We start from the raw sequence: 20,815 nt of genomic DNA, 5'->3' as shown, positions 1-20,815 counted from the left end.
TTCAAACGTCAATCTCGGCAATCGGCTGGCCCGCCATAATGGCCTCCTCGTTCTCGGCCAGGAAACGCAAGATCTTGCCCGCCGCGCCGGCCTTCACCTCGTTGAACGATTTCATCACCTCGATGAGACCGATCGTGTCGTGCTCCGTGATGGTATCTCCGTCGGACTTGTAGTCCGGCTTGTCGGGCGCGGGCTTGCGATAGAATATGCCCGGCAGCGGCGAGAATATCTGTTGAGTTGCCATGGGGTCCTCCTGGTCGTTCGCTTCTTCGGGTCGTTCTCACCGCGCGGTGAGATAGGGGCGGACGGCTTCGCGAACCGCGTGCGCGATCGCGACGGCGTTGGGCGTGTCGGAGTGGATGCAGATCGAATCGGCTCCGACCAGGACGTCGTTTCCGGCCACCGACCGGGTCTTGCCTTCATTTACGGCTCGCGTGCACCGTGACGCCGCGTCGGCCGGATCCTTGGCCTCGTGCTCGCGCGTGATGATGAGGCTGCCGTCGGCATTGTAGTCGAGGTCGGCATAGTATTCGGCGACGAAGGTATGGCCGCGCCGCTCGTAGACCATCTGATGCAGCGTACCCTTCATGCCGAGCAGCGGCACCTTATAGACATCGGCGGCATCCGCGACGGCTTCTGCGATGTTCTCGCTGCGCGCGGCCATGCCATAGAGGGCGCCGTGCGGCTTGATGTGATTGAGCGGCAGCCCTTCGGCATCCAGGAATGCCTTGAGAGCGCCGATCTGATAAAGCAGGCAGTTCGTCAACTCCTCGCGGTCGATCTTCATCTCCCGCCGCCCAAAACCCTGCAAGTCCGGCAGCGACGGATGGGCGCCGACCTTGACGCCGAACTGCTTGGCGAGTTGCACCGTTTGCCGCATGTGGTTGAAGTCGGATGCATGGAAGCCGCAAGCCACGTTGGCGACATCGATGTGGGGCATCAGCGCCTTGTCGTCGCCCATCTTGTAGAGGCCATAGGCCTCGCCCATGTCGCAATTAATCACGACCATTCTCCTGTTTCCTCTCAACGGCTTGCGTTCGATCCAAGGGGGACGGCCGCCCGCAGGTGCGACAGGCACCGCGGGCGGCGCATTGCCGATTTACTTCGACACCAGATAGTCGACCGGGATCTTCTCCGAGATGGTCCACTGATCGACCATCTTCGGCTTGCCGGCCTCGGTGTCGATGATCAGGTAACGACCCTGGTTTTGATGGTGGATGTCCTTGTTGAAGGTGCGCGGCCCGAACAGCGTGGCCTCGTTGTTCATCTTTTCCAGTTCCGCGACGACGGCCGGAGCGTCGGTGGTCTTGGCGTGCTCGACCGCCTTGGCCCAGACGTCGATCAGGACATAGCCAGGATAGACGTACTGGCTGGACGGATCGCCGCCCGTCACGTCCTTGTACTTCTTGTTGAACTCGTTGACCTTCGGATTGGGATCGTCGCCGTAGATCGAGCCCTGCACCGGAACGTAGAAGTTCGACAGATCCGGAATGGCGTTCAGCCAGTAGCTGCCGTCCATGCTCGAACCGTTGAGGATCATCGACTTGATGCCGGCGGCCCGGATCTGCTTGATGGCCGACACCGCGCCCGGCATCATCGTGCAGACCATGATGGCGTCGGGCTCCTTCGGCAGGCTCTTGATGCGCGTGATCTGGGACGCAATCGAAGCATCATCATTCTTGAAGGTGTCGCTTCCGGCCAGCGTCGCGTCCTTCAGCTTCGGCATCATCCAGTCGAAGCCGTCGCAGATGCCCTTGTTGTAGACGGTCCAGCTGTCGAGCAGCCGGTAGAAGCTGCGGGCATTCTTCTTGTTGTAGGCCCATTCCGCCATGGTCGCGCCCTGCACGGCCGCCAGAACGGAGCCGGAGAACGAGTAGGGACCGACGCCGGGGATGCCGGCCTTGATCGACTCGGCGCAGAGGAAGAACGAGACCTTGCCGGCCGCCTGCGCCTGGAGTGCCGCCGGCGCGCCGAAATCGTAGTCGCAGGAGACGACCACGAGATCTGCGCCCTGGTCGAGCACGGCAAGGCCGGCCTTGGCGCCCTCGGCCTGGTCGGTCTTGGTATCGGCAAAGACGGCCTTGATCTTCTTGCCGAGCAAGCCGCCCGCCTTGTTGATCTCGTCGATGCGGATCATTGCCGCATCTTGTGCCGGCTTGTCATAGGCCTGCATGAAGCCTGACGCTGCGGTCGCAAATCCGATGACGATCTCGTCGGCCGCCTTGGCCGGTGCGAACCAGAGTGCGGACACCCCAGTCAGGACACCCAGTATTCTCGCAAGACGCATAACCATTCCTCCAGTTGTGTAGCGAACTTCAGTTCAGTTCCTTCATCGCCGTCCGCACCGGGCGTGACAAACGTCGCAGCATCGGCCATCCGCGCCAGGAGAACTCCTGGTTGCGGGTGAGACCGGTCGGCAGATACATCAAGATGACGATGGTGATGATGCCGATCGCGATCTCCTGGACCCCGTTCGGCAGTGCGACCTTGATTGCGCCAAGGCTGATGCCTTTTTCAAGATTGCGGAACAATTCGATCAGCACCGAGATCGTGACGACGCCGGTGACGGCGCCGCTGAGGCTGTACATGCCGCCGACGACCAGCATTGAGAGGGTGATGAAGGTCGTCCGCAGATAGAAGGCACCGGGGTTGACGATGCTGAGGAAGTGCGCGTAGAGCGCACCGGCGATGCCGATGATGAAGGCGCTGACCACGAACGCGACCAGCCGTTCGCGGACAATGTCGATACCCGAGGCGCTGGCGGCAACGGACTCATCGCGTGTGGCCCGAAGCGCGAGCCCGGAGCGGGAAATCGCGTAGAGGTAGGCGATCGCGATCGCAACTGCGGCACCCAGCCAGCCGATCCAGACGTTCATGGTCGGCGGTATGCCGACGATCGAACCTTGTCCGCCCGTGACCGAATCCCAGTTCGAATAGACGTTGTTGATGACGCCGAGCAGTCCGAAAGTCGCGATCGAGGCGGCAATCCCCGACAGGCGCATGATGACGCGTCCGACGACGAGCGCGAACAGGGCGGCGAACACGCCCGAAATCGGCGTGGCCACCCACATCGGCAATTGCGTGTGCAGCAGCCAGGTCGGCAGTCCCTTGAGCGTCATCGACTTCATCACGGGCGGGATCGCGAGCCATGCGGTCATGTAGGCGCCGAGGCACATGAAGCTGATGTGCCCGAACGACAGCAGGCCCGAATTTCCGACAAACACGTAGAGGCCGACGACAACCATGATGTTGATGAACATCTCGACGGCGGTTCGGTTGAATGCGCGGCTGCCGAACTGATAGCTCAGCGCAGCCATGACGAGCAGGACGACGATCAGGACGATCGGTGTCAGCATCGTTTGCCGGATGACGGACGGCCGCTTTGGCATCGATCAGACCCTCTGCTTGGCGGATTTCGGTGCAAACAGGCCTTGCGGCCGCACCAGCAGGACGACGATCACCGCGCCATAGACGAAGGCATCGCGAAAGACGCGCGCGTCGTGCGGCAGTGTCGCCTGGAAGATGACGCTGGCGGCGCCGATGATGAAGCCGCCGGCGACGGCACCGGGCACGCTGCCGAGACCGCCGATCACGGTGGCGATGAAGGCGATCAGCATGACGTTGGCGCCCATGTTGATGTCGGCGGTGCCGGAGATAGTGGCCAGGATCAATCCGATCGCCGCGGCCAGCATGCCGCTGATGGCAAAGGCCAGCAGGATGACGCCGTTGGCACGGACCCCGAGCATGCGCGCCATGGTGAAGTTTTCGGCTGCGGCGCGCATTTCGAGGCCATAGCGCGTGCGCTTGAGGAACAGCACCAGCACAGCGAGCGCGGCCAGCGTGATGACGATGGTCACGACTTGGAGCATCGGGATGTGGGCGCCGAGAAAATCGACCGGGAGGCCGAGGCTTGGCCACAGCGTGATCGACTTCGGGCGGCTCGAATAGAGCATCAGCATCAAGTGCCGGATGACGAAGCCGAGGGCAAAGGACGCGATCATCATCGTCGCCGGATTGGTGTTGCGGAAACGGCGGAATACGACGATCTCCGACAGGATGGACAGTGTCGCGCCGATGATCAGCAACAGCGGAATCAGGAGATAGAACGGCAGCATGCCGGCGAAAACGACCGCGGTTGCATCGATCGACGGCCATAGCATTGCGAACACGCAGAAGGCGATGAAGTCGCCATGGGCGAAGTTGACCAGCCGCATGACGCCGAAGATCAGCGCGATGCCGAGGGCGCCCAGGGCATAGAGACTGCCGAGGCTCAGTGCGTCGAAGATGATCTGCAGAACCGCCGTCATTCTCAGTGGTCTCCGAAGCCGAAATAGGCTTGCTTCAGACGTTCGTCCTTGATCATGTCGGCCGCGGCGCCCTCGAGGACGATGCGCCCGCCGCGAATCAGGATCATGCGTCCGCCGGTCATCATGGCGCGCGTCGAGCTCTGCTCGACGATCAGCAGCGTCAGCTTGCGCTGCGCCCGTAGCCGCACCAGGATCTCGTAGACCTGATCGATGATCTTGGGTGCAAGTCCCAGCGAAGGCTCGTCGATGGCCATGATGCGCGGAGCCGTCATCAACGCACGACCGATGACAAGCATCTGCTGCTGGCCGCCGGAGAGCATGCCAGCCGCAGTGTGGCGGCGATCGGCCAGCATCGGGAATTCGGCGTAGACGGAGTCCAGGTCGCCGGCGATCTTGTGCCTGTCGGCTCGCATGCCGGTGCCGACCTTCAGATTTTCCTCGATGCTCAGTGCGCCGAAGACGTTGCGTCCTTCCGGCACCAGCGAAAATCCGCGCCGGGCGATGTCCTCCGGCGAGGCACCCGTCACGTTGGCGCCGTCCATGGTGATGGAGCCCGAGCCCGCCGGCACGACGCCGGCGATCGCGTTCAGCAGGGTCGACTTGCCTGCGCCATTGGGGCCTGTCACGAACAGAACCTCACCTTCGGCGATCTTCAGCGTGACGCCGCGCAACGCCGTCAGGCGTCCGTAGCTGACGGTGATGTCGTCGACGGCGAGCAGCGTCATGATGCGGCGCCCATCTCGGCCGCGGGCGCCGTGATCACTTCGTCGCGCTGCGTGCCCATATAGGCGTGCCGCACCGCGTCGCTGTTGCGGATCTGCGCCGGCGCGCCGACTTCGATGATCTCGCCGGAATCGAGCACGAAGATGCGCTCGCAGAGTTCGAGCACGAGGCCGATGTTGTGCTCGATCAGCAGCACGCCGACGCCGAGTTCAGTCGCGATCCGCCTGATGATGACGGCCAGGTCGTGGCTTTCATGCTCGGACATGCCGGCTGCGGGTTCGTCGAGCAGCAAATAACGTGGCGTGCACATGATGGCGCGGCCGATGGCGACGCGGCGCTCGTCGGTGTAGGGCAGGGCGCCTGCGATCGTGCTGCCGAGATGCGATATGCCAAGCCAGGCCATCACGCGCTCGGCCTCCGCGATCGCCTCGCGCCGCGTCTGGCCCATGCCCACGCCCGTGACCTCGAGATTGTCCACGACCGGCAGGTCGCGGAAAAGTCGGCCGGACTGAAATGTGCGAGCGACGCCCTTGCGTCGAAGCTTGTGGGGCGGGATGCCATTGAGCATCTCGCCGTCCAGGTCGACGGTCCCTGTGCCGACCGGCTGGAACCCCGTCAGCACGTTGATAAGTGTCGTCTTACCGGCGCCGTTGGGGCCGATCAGTCCGGTGATGCGTCCCCGCGGAACGTTGAGCGCGACTTTGGACAGTGCTTTCAAGCCTTCGAATTGGACGCTGACGTCGCGAGCGCCCAACTCCAAGCCACCGGAAGTCATCTCAACGCCTTCTCACTCGTCGCCAATCACAGACGGAGTTTTGCGTTGCGGGAGACGCTTGTAAAATTCGAAATATCGTTCGCGGATATCTGAAATTCTGATGTTGCTGAGTTTCAGAGAGGTGAACGTGCAGACCGCTCGAATTTAAGCACGTTGCAAGCCAGAGGTTGCAGGCCATGCTTGGAGCAGGACGCGGTTTTATGTGAACGCTGTTCCGTGCGTCCATCATTCCTGTCCTGCACAGTGGACAGGCGTGGCTGCCTCGGAGTTGGGCGGTGCGCTCCAGGTGATCAGGAGCCGCCGCGCGCAATCGTCGCATCCGGGAGTGTCAGCAACGGAATCGTGGAGCAGCAGGAATCGGGCAAGCACGGGCTTTGGTCTACGCTTTGCAAGTTGCGGCTAGGCAAGTTGCGGCAAGTTGCGCGACACGATCGAAACGGCTGAGTGCCCCGCGCCCTCGGCAGCAGTTTCAGCATTGCCAAAATCATCGAGGGATTAGGACATGATCAACCGTAGAGACGTGATGTTAGGTGGGCTTGCCGGTGCCGCAGCGTTTGGCTTCGGGCGGGTCAATCCCGATTTTCTGGTGAACTCCGCCTTTGCAGCCGAAGGCAAGGCACTGCGATTTCTCGGCGCGGAAGCGCTGTCTGGAAATTGGGATCCGACCACGCACACCAATCTCGGTCAGTTGATCGTCGAAGGATTCGTGTTCGGCTATCTGACGCGCGCGCCGATGAAACCGGACAAGCCGGACGAGCTGATCTTCGAATTGGCCGAGTCCATGACGCCGATCGATGCGTCCACGATGGAGGTCAAGCTTCGCAAGGGCGTGAAGTTTCATGACGGCACGCCGTTTACGGCAGCCGACGTCAAGGCGACCTACGAGTATGGCTGCCAGCCCGATCGGCCGGCGCAGTGGTATCCGGGCCTCGTCACCATTGACGTCGTCGACGATTTCACCTGCCGCATCAATACCAAGGCGCACGCTTATCCGGCGGCGCTCTACTACTATCTCTCTTCGTTCCTACCGATCATGTCTGCCAAGGACATCGCCAACAAGGCGCAGTTGTCGGCTCGCATGAACGGCACCGGGCCATACAAATACGTCGAGCAGAAGGGCGACACGACCGTTCTCACCGCCAACGCCGATTTCTTCCTCGGCGCGCCGAAGATTCCCGGCGTCGAATATCATTTCGTCGGCGACACCACGACCCGGACGCTCTCGCTGCTGAACGGCTCGGCGGACATTATCGAGCGGTTGGAGCAGGAGCAGGTCGAGACGATTTCCAAGGATGCTCGCTTCAACATCCACAAGGCGGTGTCGGTCGAGAACAAATATCTGTTCTTCCGTTGCTCCAAAAAGCCGTTCGACGATCCGCGCATCCGGCTGGCGGCGTGCCACTCCATCGATCGCAAACAGGTGCTGGAAGTGCTCGGCGTCTCCGGAACCTACTCCAAGGCGCACATCTCGCCGGTGAAGTTCGGCTATACGGAGGTCGCCGATTATCCGGAATTCGATCCAGCCAAGGCCCAGAAGCTGCTGGCGGAAGCCGGTTTCCCGAAAGGCCAGGGCCTTCCCGAGCTCACCTATTACACCTCGGTCGGCTTCTATCCGAAGACCAAGGAATATGCCGAACTGATCACTGGCATGCTTCAGGAGCAGGGCTTTAAAGTCAATCTTCAGACCCTCGAAGTCGCGGCTTGGGGCAATTTGCTCTATGACAAGCCGGGTGGCGGTGAAGGCAACATGATCGACTGCGGCTGGTGCACAGGGTCGCCTGAGCCGGATCTGGTGCTGCGCACCCACTTCCACTCGTCGTCGAAGCGTATTACCGGCATCGTCGACAAGGACATCGACGCGGTGCTCGACAAGGAGCGCAACGCCACCTCCATCGAGGAGCGCAAGAAGATCCTCCAGACCGAGACGCTGCCGACCATCGCCAAGAAGGCGCCGGCACTTGCGTTGTTCACGTCGGTCTTCATCCACGCCTACAGCAAGAAGCTCGACGGCCTCTACATCTACCCGAACGGCATGCAGGACATGACCAAGGCCACACTGGCATGATGATTGCTCCGGCAGGTCGGACTTGTCCGGCCTGCCGGTACTCCCCGACGAATGCAAGGGTAGCTCTTCCCGATGTTGATCCTGGAATTCCTGGTCAAGCGGATCGCGCAGGGCCTCCTGATCGTCTTCATCACCTCGTTGATCATCTTCACGCTGTTGCGCGTGGTTCCAGGCGATCCCGTCCGTCTGATCGTCGGTGGCATGGCGCCACCCGATGTGGTCGAGAAGGTGGCGACCAAGATGGGGCTGCGCGATCCCATCATCGTCCAATACGGCCGCTATATGCGCGGTCTGCTCCAGGGCGACCTCGGACAATCCTATCTGCGGCCGCGTAGCGGCATGATTGCCGCCGGCGGACAATATGTCGATCCGACCAAGTCGGACATGGCGCTGGTGACCGACCTCATTCTCGAGCGTTTGCCATTCACGCTGCAATTGGGCGGCATGGCCTTGTTGTTCGCGCTGCTGATCTCGTTCCCGGTGGGAATAGCCGGCGGCCTGCATCAGCATCGATGGCGGAACGCCCTGGCGTTCGGCATGCAATCGCTGTTCGTGTCGATCCCGAATTTCTGGCTCGCGATCGTTCTGATCCTGTTTCTGTCGATCAAGCTGAAGCTGCTTCCGGCGCTCGGCTACCAGGGCTTCTCCTATGTCATTCTGCCGGCCTTGGTGCTGGCGGTGGAGATCGCGCCCTTCATCATCCGGACGCTTACGACGTCACTCGGCGAAGTGATGCAGGCGCCGTTCATCGATGAAGCCAGGGTTCGCGGCCTGTCGCGCCGCCGCATCGTCTATTCCCATGCTCTGCGCAATGCGGCGGTCCCGCTGGTCAACCTGCTCGGGATCCAGCTTTCGACCCTGATCGGCGGCGTGCTGGTGATCGAATACATCTTTGACTATCCGGGTCTCGGCAATCTGACCGTCGTGTCTGTCGTCGGGCGCGATTTCCCGGTGATCCAGGGCATCGCCATCACGACCAGCGCGGTGTTTGTCTTCATCAATATCATCGTGGATCTGGTCGCTTATCTCATCGATCCGCGCGTGGAGATCTGACCATGACGGCCACCACGGTCATTGCTGCGGAGCCCGAGCCTCGATTGGCGCGCATCCGGTCCGTCAATCGGAGGATACTGGCTGCAGCCTGGGGCATGTCGAGCTTCAAGGTCGGCTTCTTCGTCTTCATCGCACTGCTGCTCGCATCCGCGATCTATCCCGAGGTGTCCTCGGTCAGCGCCACCAAGATGGTGGTGAAGGACAAGTTCCTGGCGCCGGTCTATCTGGGCGACAAATGGACCTGGGATCACGTGCTGGGCACGGATCAGCTCGGCCGCGACATCCTGATGCGGAGCCTGATCGGGCTGCGCTATTCGCTGCTGGTCGGCATCGTCACTGTCCTCCTGATCTTCATCATCGGCTGTGGTCTCGGCCTGTTTGCAGGCTTCAAGGGCAAATGGTGGGACACCATCATCATGCGGATCACCGACGCCCAGCTCTCGATTCCGATGATTATCCTGGCGATCACCATTCTCGGCGTGTCGCGGCCGACTGTCCCGACCATCATCATCGTGCTGGCGCTGTCCGGCTGGCCGCTGTACGCGCGCGTGGCCCGCAGTGCCGCGGTCGCCGAGCGCGGCAAGGAATATGTGCGTGGCCTGCGCGTGCTTGGGGCCGGAGATTGGCGCATCCTGTTGCTATTCGCAGCACCCAACATCCTGCCACCGATTGCCTTCGTCGCGGTGCTCGATGTTGCCCGCATGATGATCTTCGAGGCGATCCTGGGCTTCCTTGGGCTCGGCATTCAGCCGCCGACTCCGAGCTTTGGCAGCATCATCGCCGATTCCCGCAAATACCTGCTCAATGCCTGGTGGATCGGGACCATCCCGGGCATCTTCCTCGCCGTCGCGCTCACCTCGATCAATCTCATGGGCTCGGCGCTGGAAAAGGCGCGCAACCGCATCTATGGAGGTCTCTGAGATGGATCTCTCGCGCATTCTCGAAATCGACGATCTGACGGTCGGTGCCACGACGCCGGGCGCGGCTCCAATTCTCGATCACATCAGCTTCAGCCTCAGCACGTCGGAGATTTTCGGCATCTACGGGGAGAGCGGTGCGGGCAAGACGGTGCTCAGCCGCGCGCTGGCGAACTGGTTGCCGGAGAGCCTGGAATATCGCGCCGGACGGGTCGCCTTCGCCGGACACGACATCCTTGGCGCCGGTGCGCGCGAAGTGCGGATCGGACGCGACATCGCCTATATCGGCTCCAAGCCGCAGAGTTCGCTGGATCCGACGGTGCCGGTCGGGGTCCAGATCGCGGAGAAGCTGCACAGCGTCAGGCCTGAATGGAACGGACGCGAGTGTCGTGACCGGGTCATGCAGCTGCTCGGCGAGGTCCGAATCCCGTCGCCAAAGGAACGTTACTGGGACTACCCGTCGAAATTCTCCGGCGGCATGATGCAGCGCGCGATGATCGTGGACGCCATTTGTGCCGAACCCGCCGTGCTCATCGCCGACAACGTCACCCAGCCGCTGGACGTCACCATTGCCGCGCAGATCGTGGCTTTGCTCCATGACCTCTGCATGCGGCACAAGATGGCGACGATCTACCTGTCGTCCTCCTTGCCGACACTCGGCCAGTTCGGAGACCGGACGGCCGTGCTGTACCAGGGCCGCTTCGTCGAGCAACAGCCATTCGAGGAGCTGTTGGCTTCGCCGCAATCCGACTACGCGCGCAAGGCTATCGCGAGCGTGCCACGGATGTGGGAGACGGCGGAGGGCCCGCTTGCTCGCCGTCAGGCTCAAGGCGAAGCCCCGCTGATGAAGGTGGAGAACGTCCATCGCACCTATCGCGCCCGCAAGCGCGGCACCTTCAACACTTACAGCAATGTGCAGGCCGTGCGTGGCGTGACGCTCGACATCATGCCGCGCGAGAATTTCGGCATTGTCGGTGAATCCGGCTGCGGCAAGTCGACCCTGACCCGTCTGCTGGCCTGGCTGGAGACGCCCGATAGCGGCAGTATCGTCTTGAATGGGACCTCGCTCGGCGCGCTGTCATCGCGGGACCTGATCCGCAAGCGCAACGAGTTCCAGCTTCTTTTGCAGGACCCCTACAATGCCTTGCCGCCGCGTACCACGGTCGGCCGCATGATCGAGGAGAGTCTCCTGATCCGCAGCCGGGTCCCGCGCGCCGATTTGCGGAAGCGGGTGATCGCGGCGATGGCCGAAGTCGGTCTCGCCGCGGAGCTCTACGATCAGCTGCCGAACGCGCTCTCGACCGGCGAGCGCCAGCGCATCTCGATCGCAAGAGCCCTGATTCTCGATCCCAAGCTCCTGATCCTCGACGAGACCTTGTCGGCGCTGGACCAGCGCGAGCAGGGCAGGCTGATCGAGTTGTTCTCGAAACTGCAGGAAAAGAACGACCTCACCTACGTTTTCATCTCGCACGATCTGGCGATGGTGCGGAAGGTCTGCACGCGGATCGCGGTGATGTATCTCGGCGAAATGGTCGAGATCGCCGACAACCATGATCTGTTCTTCGATCCGCAGCATCCCTATACCAAGGCGTTGCTGTCGGCGGCTCCGACTCTGGAAGAGAAGCCGTTCGATCCCTCCGATTTCCTGCTGGAGGGCGAGCCGCCGAGCCCGATCGACATCCCGGCGGGTTGCAGCTTTGCATCGCGCTGTCCGAAAGCATTCGGCCGTTGCCGGGTGGAGACGCCGAGGCTCCTCGAGCATTCGCCCGGGCGCTTTGCCGCCTGCCATCTTCTCGACGGCGATCACGCGCAGGCGGCGGCTTAAAGACGAGGCCGTGAACTCATAAACCCGCTGGACGGACAGCTTGTCAGTGTCCGCCATGCCCCGATAGTTGACGGGTTGCGTAGCAGCGAAACGACGCTGTGGGCCAACAGCGGACGAACGTCGCTTCCAATTGACAGTCGCAGAGTGATGTTTCCTTAATGTCGTATGAGAGACACTCCGCACGGACAATAGAGGCATTGGTTAGACGATGCGACTGGCACTATCGGGCCGCGCTGATGATCGCGCCGAACGCCGCAGCAAAATTCCTGAATCGATTGCCGCTGCATCATGCGGCGACGTTGACGCTCAGTTGGCTCTCGCTTGGGAGTATGCCCGAGGCGATGCCGTTGACGCGGATTTCGTGACCGCATGGAAGTGGTTTGATCGTGCCGCCTCGTCCGGTCAAGAAAACGCTGTTTTGCATCGAGCCCGCTTCCTTCAGCTTCGCGGCGTCCCAGAAGGAATACGTGAACTTCGTAAGCTCGCTGCGAAAGGTAACTGGAGAGCGCAGTTTTGGCTTGGAACGCACTATCAATCACAACATGGGCGCTTGAGCCAGCTGAGAGCCGCTGCGTGGTACGGTCGATCCCATAAATGTGGGTTCCTTGGCGGCAAGCTCGCGAAGTTAGCGCAACTGCGAAGAATAGCGCATCAACCCTTTAGAACGTTGTTTGCCGCTAAGGTCACTCTTGAGTTCGTTTCGACCTTCATGCAGCTGTTTCGCCGAGATGAGGCGCTCGAAACCCATGAAATGTTGATGTATCGCTTGAAAAGCAGAAGCCCGTGAAAGCAGCTAGTCAAGCCGTTGAAGTCCGCTTCGGGTCAAATGGGGCGGTCGGACCATGACTGGGACGACTTCCGCTCTACCTCTCGCCCCGGACATGTCGCTGCGGTGCGCCAATCAACGCGATGGGCCAGTAGCGGACCATTCTCCTTGCGGCGATATAGCCAACCCACTCAATGCGAGTGCGGCGAGAACTTATCCTGACGCGGAGATGGCTGGATCGTCAATCGCGTGCAATTGCCAAGCAAACGTTGACGCTGTTCTTGCAATGAACATAGCCAAAATAGAATGGCTGTGTCGGATCTCCTATCGCGGGCGGGGTTTTCGCAGCAACCTGGCTCTCAAGCTGGGAAGCGTAGTGAGGCAGCAACGCTGCGCTAGCAACGCTAACGGTCGCCACGAGAGATGTGAGAAGAGGTCCCCCATGAAGTCGATAGACGAAGTAGGATGGTAGGGCGGCAATCGAATAATAGAGCAGCGTCGGCGACGCAAGCAGAGCCAAGCCAGGAATAAAGAAAACTAGGAAGCCTATCGTGATAGTGCCGGGAATAACAGCGACGAACGTCAACGTAATCAAGGCGCCGAAATAGAGAGCGAGCCAGCCAGGCACAAGTGATCGGCTATCGCGCGAAGGAGGCGGTGAGACGCCACCCGACACATCGTCCCGTTTGTCGCCACTAACACCCATAGTGACCCGTGCCAGTCCTCTCAATGACATCGCTTGGAATTCACCCAACCGGCTCGACCATTAAGTTGCGTCTCTACCTTTCGTCAACCTACTATCTGCGGAAATGCTGAATGTCTCGTGAAGTTGCCGGAGGCCGTGAGCGCATCCGTAACGTCGGCTTCGGGTCACATGCGGCCCTGGAACGGCTGCTGGCGGCAAGTCGCCTGTGGGCCAGATGCGGAAGTCCCAACTTCCATGTGGAGGCAATCTATTTGAAATTAAAGATATTGCCTGCGTATCCGACTGTCTTGCGCGGAAAGTCTTCCGCAACAACGAGCCACTCGTTGGGGTGATCTGAGGGGGTTAGGTACACCCTTTCAAAATCGTCTCCACAGCCGAACTTCCCGTCACCGCTAAGGTCCTCAACGCAGAGCCTGCCTGACGCCAATTTCCAGTGCGTCATGTGCATCGACCAAGTGTCCGGCCGATCCTGCTCATGATGGCAGTTGAACGTAATGATGCGACCATCGGGCGAATAATAGTAGCCTTGAACGGGACACAAGCGGACGTCCCCATGCTCGTCAGTTACGGTTTCACCAGAGATAAACGTGTTACCTATCAAGAACGGGATGGCGCGCGTGCCGACAATTGGAGCTTTCTTGTCGCCGCCAGAAAATTCGCTGACTGCTGAGATCCCCTGAGCAAGATCTGCTGAGTTGACCTGAATCATCTTGCCCGCGCCGTTTGGGTCAACCAGCGGCGTGATTGTCGCATTGCCTTTGACGACAGCGTGGGGGATCAACTCGGACGTCAGGTAGATGCCTATCTTTCCGGTGCGCCCATCAGGATGAGGAGACCTGAAAAGGCGAGGTGCAACATACAACCTGTGGGCCGGACTATCGCAAAGTACAGAAGGGACTTCGAAACAGATCTCCTCGCGATCGACTTTCCAGGGTTGTGTCCAACAGTCGTTGGCTACGCATTCGTAAGCCGTATGCCGATCAGTAAAATAATAGCGGTGATCAAAATCGTTGGCTGGGAAGCCCTTCGGCTTATCCGTCTTCTTTATCACCACCGAGTTGCCGACCAGAAATTCGACGGCATCTTCTCCGGAAAGCTTGACGTAGCCACGCTTGAGCAACGCTTCCGTCTTGTGTTGGAATAGCGCAACCTTCTTTTGCGCAGCGTAAGCGTTATCCCCGACGGATAGCGTCCCATGGGCCAGCACTCCCGTTAGGATTGTGATTGCGGAGCTCCAGCCGTAGCTTCGATCTAGAAAGCCATTCCAACGCAACATATCGCACAACCTTTGCGGGAACCTACTCACAACCTAAGCCTTTGGCTTTCACCAGGCCAGCGTGTGCCACTTGGATGGTTAACCGAACGATGCAACCCTTCCCCGGATGTTGCCGTGTGCGAGGACGGGTACCCACATCCGCGCGAGTTACGATAAAGGTAAGTCCGCTTGCGATCAGCAAAACTATGATGAAAAAGATCGGAAGCAGCAGACTATCAATCAGTAAGGTAAGCTTCACCAGAAAGATCAGTGATGCATGCCTCAACAAGTGAAGGCCAAAGACCTGCACAACGTTCAGGCCGAGAATGAACAAAAGGATGAGCTTCGACGCTTCGAAGCTGTAAAGGATCACATTGGGCTTTTGGTGAAATACAACCACGTCATCCGACGAGAGCGACGCGCGCTTATCAAGCACCAAAGTCTTCATTGTTGCCCGGTTCTCCGTCGATGGCTGCCCTGCCTACTGCCTATCCCTAAGCTCCACTCGCTAAGGTTTGGTATCTAACTATACTCAATTTCATAGAGCGCATCGCGGCGGGCCAATAAGGCTGGTGTCGAAAGTCCGCTGCGGGTCAAAAGCGCCGTTCCGGCGGTCGGCCGTCCGCTTCCGATCTACCCCGATGAGCCGACAATTTAGTGCTCCGCCCCGGCTTCGTGTTCGGGCCATGCGCAGACGCCCTTCGACAATTAAGCAACGAACGCGCGGGCAAGTAGAAACACGCCCGAAGCGCTTAGCGCGACACCGGCGGCGCGGCTGAATGCGCGGCCGTGTGGCAGCAATTTCTCGCATGCGACATAGAGGGCGATGCCCGCAATCCAGACAAGATTCATAACCCCGCTAACGAACAATAGCGCCATCAGGAACCAGCAACAGCCGAGGCAGTAGCCTCCGTGCCGGAGCCCCATGCGTAGTGCGCCCCCTGCACCGTGTTGCCAGTACCGGCTTAGGAATAGTACCGGGCTCTGGCAGTAGCGCAGGCAAGCATGCTTGACCGGCGTGAACTGATAGAGTCCTGCGGCGAGCAGGATGACACCGCCGAGTACCGGGCTGGTGCTTGCCATAGCCATGGACAATAGCCCGACGCGTTCGAGGCCCCACTGCGTCAGGATCGCGAAGAGGCTGAAACCTGCCCACACCAGCAGATAGCCGCCCAAAAAAAGCCAGGCCTCCGCCGAGGGATTGACGGAGGTCACTTGCTTGCGGCGGATTGCCGTGAATAGCAGGATCGTGGGAGCAGCGCTCGGCACCATCATGGCGATCATCATGACCCACCACATGACGAACACGAGCGCAGCGTAGAACGGCGACCACGGCATCGGCATATCCATTGCCATGTCGGCCATGTCGGGGTCCATGCCTGCCCCGGTGGCCAGATATGCCCACGCCAGCGCCACCACGACAGCCAGCCCGACGCCGACGATAAGGCGGTCGCGCCGCAGCAAGTATTCCAAGGCCAACAGCTCAGCCATTGGGCTCACACACGCCTAGGTCAGATCAAAGACAGAACCTTACATGGCATCAAGCCGCAACACCGTCAGGCGTCTGTACGACGTTTGCGAGAGAGCTGTGCGTGCCTTTCGTGTCGAACTTGATCGCGCCGGTCGAGCGGATGTTGGCCGAGGCCACCTCGGCGGCCTTGTGCTCGAACCCTTCCGGCATCACGACCTGGATGCGATGTGGCGTACCGGTGACAGGGTTCTTGATCGGCTCGACCTCCGTCTCCAGCACGCCCTTGGCGACGAGCTTGGCGACGCGCCCGTTCTTATCGAAGGTGAACTCGAAAGGCACGAAAACCGGATCGTGGATCTTGGTGACGATCAGGCTGAAGATATGGAACAGCGTGCCGTCGGCTGAATGCTTGCCGGAGAAGATGTTGAACAGGGCCTCGCGCTGCTCCGCCGTGGCGCGCTCGTCGATGATCGGCTGCATCTGCCCGTTGCCCTCATGCAGTGCGCCGGGAAAATCGACGGTTGCGGCGAACACCAGGCCGTCGAGCTTGGTACTCCCGAAATGTCCTTTGGTGATTCTCATGCCGACCAAGCCCTTGCAGCTGCCGTGGGTCGGCGGAGCATTGAAATCGCAGGGGCAGCCAAATGCACAATTGCAGTTCTTGATCCATTCGCCTTCGAGACGCCAGTCAGATGCAGCCATGACGCACCTCCCATCGCGTTGTCCGCGGGACCATTAAGCCGCTTGATAATCCATTTGCGTCGAAAAATCCGGAGCAATGCGGGATCGGGACTTGATCTGAACGACATGCATCATTCCGGGAAGCCATGCGACGGCTAACGGACCGGCGACCATGCTGTCCCAATCATAGAAGCATATCAGCCCGCGTTCTGAGCGTACAGGTGCATTCGACGCTCTTATCGGGCAGAGCCCTTTGGTAGAGCCGGGCCGATTTCCGGTTGCAAACAGCAGTTAGTCGCCAACAATCAGCTCAGGCTCAATGTAAAGGTTCGCCAACGAAACCCCTGGCGGTAAGCGCGGCACAAAAAATAATAAGGCGCAAGCTGACCGGACGCATCGCGACGTTCGCAGAAGCAGCCTAACGGGCACGTTTCGTGTTTTAACGACGACGCGAATGTCGCTCCTCAGCGCCTTGCTTTCCAAAACCATGTTGCTCGCGGATGGCTATGACGCCGACTGGCTCAGGGAGCTTGCTCGCCAGGAAGGAGCATGGGCGAACACTCCGCCGAAACGAAATCGCAAAGTGTGATGATCGCACTCTGCCAGTGTTTTGCCCGACGTGTCAAATCGATTCGCAAAATCCGCAAAGCCGCGCCGACGATTTTCTACTGTGCATGGGGTTGTTTTCGATTTTCTGTTGTCCGGCCTGGAAGCCTCAATGCTCTAGCGATCAGGGCCGTGGCTTGAACGGCCAATCCATCTTGACGTGACGCATATCCTCCAGCGCCTTGGTCACCTGCAGCACGCCAAGATCGTCGAAGCGATGGCCGATGACCTGGACACCGATTGGCAGATGCCGGGAATCGAACGCCATGCAGACCGTCGAGGCGGGCTGGCAGGTCTGGTTGAACATGGCGGTGAACAGCGTGTGCTCGAGCGGCATCTCGCGGGAGACGCCCGGCTCCTCGGCCGGAAAGTTCACCACCGGCAGCGTCGGTGAGATGACATAGTCCCAGCCTTCGAAGGCCGCCAGCAGCGCCGCTTTCATCTTGGCGATCCGGCCGAGTGCCCGGTAAAGGTAGGTGCCTGAGTGCTTCGCTCCGCCCAGGCTCCACGCGCGGACGTAGGGATTGATGTCGCTTGGCGCGTCGCTGTGTGGGGGCAGGGACGTGTATTCGAGATAGCCGCGGACCTGAAGGAACAAGTCGATGGCCTCATAGGCGTCATGATCGAGCGGCGAGGTGAACGACTCGATGATCGCGCCTGCTCCGGCCAGCAGCTTTCCAGCCGCCTCGACGGTCTCGCGCACGATCGCCTCGGGCTTCATGCCAAAACCCATGTCGGTGAGGACGCCGATCTTCAATCCCTTCACATCGCGCGCGAGGCGCTCGTGATAGCGCACGCCGTCGGCTGGGAGGCTCCAGGTATCGCGCTCGTCCTGCCGCGTCAGCACGCTCAGCAGGCGTGCGATGTCGTCGACGCTGCGGCCCATGGGACCGGCCATGCGCATCGTATCGGCCGGCAGATGCGGCACGCGTCCGTGCGTTGGTTTCAGCCCGGCGAGGCCGCAATGCGCGGCCGGCAGGCGGACCGAGCCCGCGATATCCGTACCGACGGAGACATATCCGGCGCCGGCCGCGACCGATGCGCCGGCGCCCGCCGACGAGCCGCCGGTATTCCAGGCAAGTCCCCAGGGGTTGCGGGTGATGCCGTGCAGCGAACTGATGCCTGACGCCATCAGGCCGCAATCCGGCATGGTGGTTTTTGCAAAGATCACAGCGCCGGCTTCGTGCAACGCGATCGCTGGTGGTGAATCGTAGTTTGAGGGCGGCAGGGCGCGGTTGGCTCCGATACCATGAAAGTAGGGCCAGCCGACCATGGCGACGCTGTCCTTGACGGTCATCGGAACGCCATCGAGCGGACCCAGCGGAGCTCCGGCCTTCCATCGGGCTTCAGACTGTTGCGCGCTGGCCGTGGCCTGCTCTGGACGGAAGCTGAACAGGGCGTTGATCGCGGGATTGACGTCTTCGGAATGGCTGAGGACGGCTCGCAGCACGTCTACCGGCGATAGCGCACGCGAGGCGTAAGCCTCGGTCAACTCGGCAAGGCTCATCCCGATCAGTTCTGCAGCAGACATGGTGGCCTCAATGAGTAGCGTTCCGGATCACTGTCCCGGATAGCGAAAATAGCCTGCGTTGGGGTAGAGCCGCCGCTCGAACGGCATGTTTTGGTGGAGCGCGAGGCATCCCTTTTGCATCTGTCCTGATCAAAATCAGTCCTGATCAAATTGGGCGGACATGAAGGTCGGCTGAACGGCAATCGCAAGAGATCAGAAGTCGCCATGAGTCAATCTGGAACGGAACCGGCCACCATCCGGAATACCATTGCCGGGCTCCCAGGATGGGGGTCCGGAGACATCGTGATCGAGCCTGCCATCCCGATCCTGGCTTCGCCAAGCTGGCGAGGTGTCGACGGCTTTCCCTGGCGCGCCACCAGGAAGGGCGGTGGCGAAAGCATCTTCATCAAGGCCATGGATCGCGATGCGAAGCTCTATATCGACGTGGCGTGCGCCTTCGAGGCGGCGCAGCGTGCATCCGATCTCGGCATCGGGCCCAAAGTGCTGCTGGCTGACCCGAAGGCCGGCCTGCTGGTGATGGAGGATCTCAACCAGGGCTGGCGGGTCGGTACATTGGAACGGATGCTCGAGCGCGACATCGTTGACGCCGTCATTGCGGCGATGCGCCTGTTTCAAGCCGGACCACCGCTGCCACGCCGCAAGAGTGTCTTTGACGAGATTGAGCATTTCTATGCTGCGGCGGCGGCCGCGAAGGCCCAATTGCCGTCGGATGCCGAATGGCTGGTCAAGGAGTTGCGCTTTGCGGCCGACGCCTTCCGAGCGCTGGATATCAAGGCGGTGCCGATCCATGGCGACGGCAATGTGTCGAATATCCTGATCAGCGACGCAGGCGAGGTTCGTCTGATCGATTGGGATCGCGCGACAACGACCGACCCGTTGGAGGATATCGGCAGCTTCCTGGTCGAGGCCTGTGCACAGGAGCCCGAGGCACGCGACGTTTTCACCCGCAGCACCGGGATCTTCGAGGAGGTTGCATTCAACCGTGCGCGGATTTACGGCGTGGCCGATGATCTGCGCTGGGGATTGATCGGCGCGCTGCTCGCCGCCAAATCGGCACGCAACACGCTGGAGTTCTACAAATTTGCCAGTTGGCGCTTCGTGCGTTGCCGCATGGTGGTTCGGGAGCCCCGCTTTGGCGAGATGCTTCGGAGGATAGCATGACCGTTCGTAGAAAAGTTGGTGAGGGGACCACGCTTCACGAACGCAACGTCGAAGCCGCAATCGCTCGCGTCCCGCAATGGCGCGGCAAGGAGGGCGCGTATGCGCCGCTGGTCGGCGGCCTGTCGAACCAGAACTGGCTGGTCGAGATTGCCGGCGACGGGCGTCGCTATTTCGTCAAGGTGCCGGGCGAGGGCTCGGAAATGTTCATCAATCGCGTCACCGCCAACGAGGCCGCGCGCAATGCCCATGCCATGGGTGTCGGGCCGGAGGTCGTCTTCTTCGACGCGGCGGACGGGCTGGAGATCAGTGAATTTCTGGAGGGCTATCGCGCCTGCACCAATGCGGATTTCGGCGATTCCGCCATCCAGTCCGACGTTCTCGATCTCTATCGTCGACTGCATGGCGGCCCCAAGCTCGGCCAGACCAAGACGATCTTCGACATGATCGAGGAACACATCGAGCAAGGCAAGGAACTGGGATCGCATTTCCCGCAGGACATGCCTTGGCTGATGCACCGTTACAATCAGGCCAAGTCAGCCTTCCTGGCGTCGGGCCTCGATCTCGTGCCGTGCTTCAACGATCCCATGCCGGGAAATTTCCTCATTTCGGCCGAGACCGGCGCGCCCAGGCCGATGAAGCTGATCGACTACGAGTTTGCCTCCAACAATGAGCGCAGCTACGAGCTCGGCGTGTTGTTTGCCGAAATGTTCTTTGACGAGAAGCTGACGGAAGCCCTCATCGAGCAATATCTGGGCGAGGTTCGTCCGCAGATGATTGCCCGCGTCATTCTCAACCGTGCGCTCGCGGACATGAAATGGGCCTCATGGGCGGTCGTCAACCGCAAGCTCAACAGCTGGGATTTTGACTACCAGAAGTACGGCGTCTGGAAATACATGCGCGCCCGGGACGTGATGTATGACCCGCGCTGGGACAGCTGGTTGCGGCTGGTGTGAGCCGGCCCGGGCCGCCTCTC

At 60.7% G+C, this 20,815-nt stretch carries 19 protein-coding genes and 1 pseudogene; 8 read left to right on the top strand and 12 right to left on the bottom strand.

Features of this window, described 5'->3' with window-relative positions; genetic code table 11:
* Position 1: 1 nt before the first annotated feature.
* The 7 genes from FXB38_RS02185 to FXB38_RS02155 all read right to left on the bottom strand — a co-directional run bounded on the left by FXB38_RS02185 (position 2) and on the right by FXB38_RS02155 (position 5,805).
* A complete protein-coding gene (locus FXB38_RS02185) occupies positions 2–244 on the bottom strand; it encodes an acetyl-CoA carboxylase (RefSeq protein ID WP_148749137.1) in 243 nt (80 codons plus the stop codon).
* Between the two features lie 36 nt (positions 245–280).
* The gene (locus tag FXB38_RS02180) at positions 281–1,009 is read right to left on the bottom strand and encodes a LamB/YcsF family protein (protein ID WP_148749136.1); all 729 of its coding nucleotides are present in this window, start codon (positions 1,007–1,009) and stop codon (positions 281–283) included.
* A 90-nt stretch (positions 1,010–1,099) separates the two neighbouring features.
* A complete protein-coding gene (locus FXB38_RS02175) occupies positions 1,100–2,287 on the bottom strand; it encodes an ABC transporter substrate-binding protein (protein WP_148749135.1) in 1,188 nt (395 codons plus the stop codon).
* Between the two features lie 28 nt (positions 2,288–2,315).
* On the bottom strand, positions 2,316–3,389 hold the full coding sequence (locus FXB38_RS02170) for a branched-chain amino acid ABC transporter permease (protein WP_148749134.1): 1,074 nt from the start codon (positions 3,387–3,389) through the stop codon (positions 2,316–2,318).
* A 3-nt stretch (positions 3,390–3,392) separates the two neighbouring features.
* Positions 3,393–4,307, bottom strand: a complete 915-nt coding sequence (locus tag FXB38_RS02165; protein ID WP_148749133.1) for a branched-chain amino acid ABC transporter permease — start codon at positions 4,305–4,307, stop codon at positions 3,393–3,395.
* Positions 4,308–4,309: 2 nt separating this feature from the next.
* Positions 4,310–5,032 (bottom strand): ABC transporter ATP-binding protein, encoded by a 723-nt coding sequence (locus FXB38_RS02160; protein ID WP_148749132.1) that lies wholly within the window; start codon positions 5,030–5,032, stop codon positions 4,310–4,312.
* On the bottom strand, positions 5,029–5,805 hold the full coding sequence (locus tag FXB38_RS02155) for an ABC transporter ATP-binding protein (protein WP_148749131.1): 777 nt from the start codon (positions 5,803–5,805) through the stop codon (positions 5,029–5,031). The genes FXB38_RS02160 and FXB38_RS02155 overlap by 4 nt, the downstream gene beginning before the upstream one ends.
* Positions 5,806–6,307: 502 nt before the next feature.
* Here FXB38_RS02155 and FXB38_RS02150 point away from each other — a divergent pair.
* The 5 genes from FXB38_RS02150 to FXB38_RS02130 all read left to right on the top strand — a co-directional run bounded on the left by FXB38_RS02150 (position 6,308) and on the right by FXB38_RS02130 (position 12,452).
* Positions 6,308–7,870 carry an ABC transporter substrate-binding protein gene (locus FXB38_RS02150; RefSeq protein ID WP_148749130.1) on the top strand — a complete coding sequence of 521 codons (1,563 nt, stop codon included), beginning with the start codon at positions 6,308–6,310 and terminating at the stop codon, positions 7,868–7,870.
* Positions 7,871–7,942: 72 nt separating this feature from the next.
* Positions 7,943–8,923: an ABC transporter permease gene (locus FXB38_RS02145; RefSeq protein WP_148749129.1), complete on the top strand. Its 981-nt coding sequence runs from the start codon at positions 7,943–7,945 to the stop codon at positions 8,921–8,923.
* Between the two features lie 2 nt (positions 8,924–8,925).
* Complete coding sequence (locus tag FXB38_RS02140; protein WP_148749128.1) at positions 8,926–9,843, top strand: ABC transporter permease; 918 nt, start codon at positions 8,926–8,928, stop codon at positions 9,841–9,843.
* A gap of 1 nt (position 9,844) precedes the next feature.
* Positions 9,845–11,665 (top strand): ABC transporter ATP-binding protein, encoded by a 1,821-nt coding sequence (locus tag FXB38_RS02135; protein ID WP_148749127.1) that lies wholly within the window; start codon positions 9,845–9,847, stop codon positions 11,663–11,665.
* Between the two features lie 208 nt (positions 11,666–11,873).
* Complete coding sequence (locus tag FXB38_RS02130) at positions 11,874–12,452, top strand: tetratricopeptide repeat protein (RefSeq protein ID WP_148749126.1); 579 nt, start codon at positions 11,874–11,876, stop codon at positions 12,450–12,452.
* A gap of 932 nt (positions 12,453–13,384) precedes the next feature.
* Here FXB38_RS02130 and FXB38_RS02125 read toward each other — a convergent pair.
* The 4 genes from FXB38_RS02125 to FXB38_RS02110 form a co-directional block, all read right to left on the bottom strand.
* Positions 13,385–14,413: a hypothetical protein gene (locus FXB38_RS02125; protein WP_148749125.1), complete on the bottom strand. Its 1,029-nt coding sequence runs from the start codon at positions 14,411–14,413 to the stop codon at positions 13,385–13,387.
* Between the two features lie 22 nt (positions 14,414–14,435).
* Positions 14,436–14,840, bottom strand: coding sequence for a hypothetical protein (locus FXB38_RS02120; RefSeq protein ID WP_148749124.1), 405 nt, complete (start codon positions 14,838–14,840; stop codon positions 14,436–14,438).
* A gap of 260 nt (positions 14,841–15,100) precedes the next feature.
* Positions 15,101–15,883, bottom strand: coding sequence for a DUF2182 domain-containing protein (locus FXB38_RS02115; RefSeq protein WP_148749123.1), 783 nt, complete (start codon positions 15,881–15,883; stop codon positions 15,101–15,103).
* Between the two features lie 49 nt (positions 15,884–15,932).
* Entirely contained in the window at positions 15,933–16,565 is a 633-nt protein-coding gene (locus FXB38_RS02110) for a DUF1326 domain-containing protein (RefSeq protein WP_148749122.1), read from the bottom strand.
* Between the two features lie 439 nt (positions 16,566–17,004).
* Here FXB38_RS02110 and FXB38_RS02105 point away from each other — a divergent pair.
* Positions 17,005–17,124: pseudogene (locus tag FXB38_RS02105) on the top strand (IS5/IS1182 family transposase); the annotation flags it as partial.
* 150 nt (positions 17,125–17,274) lie between these two features.
* Here FXB38_RS02105 and FXB38_RS02100 read toward each other — a convergent pair.
* On the bottom strand, positions 17,275–18,681 hold the full coding sequence (locus FXB38_RS02100) for an amidase (RefSeq protein WP_148749121.1): 1,407 nt from the start codon (positions 18,679–18,681) through the stop codon (positions 17,275–17,277).
* A 282-nt stretch (positions 18,682–18,963) separates the two neighbouring features.
* Here FXB38_RS02100 and FXB38_RS02095 point away from each other — a divergent pair, with 282 nt between their 5' ends.
* Both FXB38_RS02095 and FXB38_RS02090 read left to right on the top strand, forming a co-directional pair.
* Positions 18,964–19,842 carry a phosphotransferase gene (locus FXB38_RS02095; protein WP_246229599.1) on the top strand — a complete coding sequence of 293 codons (879 nt, stop codon included), beginning with the start codon at positions 18,964–18,966 and terminating at the stop codon, positions 19,840–19,842.
* Positions 19,839–20,795, top strand: coding sequence for a choline/ethanolamine kinase family protein (locus tag FXB38_RS02090; RefSeq protein ID WP_148749119.1), 957 nt, complete (start codon positions 19,839–19,841; stop codon positions 20,793–20,795). The genes FXB38_RS02095 and FXB38_RS02090 overlap by 4 nt, the downstream gene beginning before the upstream one ends.
* Positions 20,796–20,815: the final 20 nt, after the last annotated feature.

Source organism: Bradyrhizobium cytisi (assembly GCF_008123515.1).
Taxonomy (GTDB): Bacteria; Pseudomonadota; Alphaproteobacteria; order Rhizobiales; family Xanthobacteraceae; genus Bradyrhizobium; species Bradyrhizobium cytisi.
The sequence above is the reverse complement of the archived record's forward strand: the minus strand, read 5'-3'. Positions and strand labels throughout refer to the sequence as shown.

What these genes read in the sequence shown, in the direction of transcription:
- FXB38_RS02185 (WP_148749137.1), bottom strand. Translation starts at nt 244, where the DNA reads ATGGCAACTCAACAGATATTCTCGCCGCTGCCGGGCATATTCTATCGC.
- FXB38_RS02180 (WP_148749136.1), bottom strand. Translation starts at nt 1,009, where the DNA reads ATGGTCGTGATTAATTGCGACATGGGCGAGGCCTATGGCCTCTACAAG.
- FXB38_RS02175 (WP_148749135.1), bottom strand. Translation starts at nt 2,287, where the DNA reads ATGCGTCTTGCGAGAATACTGGGTGTCCTGACTGGGGTGTCCGCACTC.
- FXB38_RS02170 (WP_148749134.1), bottom strand. Translation starts at nt 3,389, where the DNA reads ATGCCAAAGCGGCCGTCCGTCATCCGGCAAACGATGCTGACACCGATC.
- FXB38_RS02165 (WP_148749133.1), bottom strand. Translation starts at nt 4,307, where the DNA reads ATGACGGCGGTTCTGCAGATCATCTTCGACGCACTGAGCCTCGGCAGT.
- FXB38_RS02160 (WP_148749132.1), bottom strand. Translation starts at nt 5,032, where the DNA reads ATGACGCTGCTCGCCGTCGACGACATCACCGTCAGCTACGGACGCCTG.
- FXB38_RS02155 (WP_148749131.1), bottom strand. Translation starts at nt 5,805, where the DNA reads ATGACTTCCGGTGGCTTGGAGTTGGGCGCTCGCGACGTCAGCGTCCAA.
- FXB38_RS02150 (WP_148749130.1), top strand. Translation starts at nt 6,308, where the DNA reads ATGATCAACCGTAGAGACGTGATGTTAGGTGGGCTTGCCGGTGCCGCA.
- FXB38_RS02145 (WP_148749129.1), top strand. Translation starts at nt 7,943, where the DNA reads ATGTTGATCCTGGAATTCCTGGTCAAGCGGATCGCGCAGGGCCTCCTG.
- FXB38_RS02140 (WP_148749128.1), top strand. Translation starts at nt 8,926, where the DNA reads ATGACGGCCACCACGGTCATTGCTGCGGAGCCCGAGCCTCGATTGGCG.
- FXB38_RS02135 (WP_148749127.1), top strand. Translation starts at nt 9,845, where the DNA reads ATGGATCTCTCGCGCATTCTCGAAATCGACGATCTGACGGTCGGTGCC.
- FXB38_RS02130 (WP_148749126.1), top strand. Translation starts at nt 11,874, where the DNA reads ATGCGACTGGCACTATCGGGCCGCGCTGATGATCGCGCCGAACGCCGC.
- FXB38_RS02125 (WP_148749125.1), bottom strand. Translation starts at nt 14,413, where the DNA reads ATGTTGCGTTGGAATGGCTTTCTAGATCGAAGCTACGGCTGGAGCTCC.
- FXB38_RS02120 (WP_148749124.1), bottom strand. Translation starts at nt 14,840, where the DNA reads ATGAAGACTTTGGTGCTTGATAAGCGCGCGTCGCTCTCGTCGGATGAC.
- FXB38_RS02115 (WP_148749123.1), bottom strand. Translation starts at nt 15,883, where the DNA reads ATGGCTGAGCTGTTGGCCTTGGAATACTTGCTGCGGCGCGACCGCCTT.
- FXB38_RS02110 (WP_148749122.1), bottom strand. Translation starts at nt 16,565, where the DNA reads ATGGCTGCATCTGACTGGCGTCTCGAAGGCGAATGGATCAAGAACTGC.
- FXB38_RS02100 (WP_148749121.1), bottom strand. Translation starts at nt 18,681, where the DNA reads ATGTCTGCTGCAGAACTGATCGGGATGAGCCTTGCCGAGTTGACCGAG.
- FXB38_RS02090 (WP_148749119.1), top strand. Translation starts at nt 19,839, where the DNA reads ATGACCGTTCGTAGAAAAGTTGGTGAGGGGACCACGCTTCACGAACGC.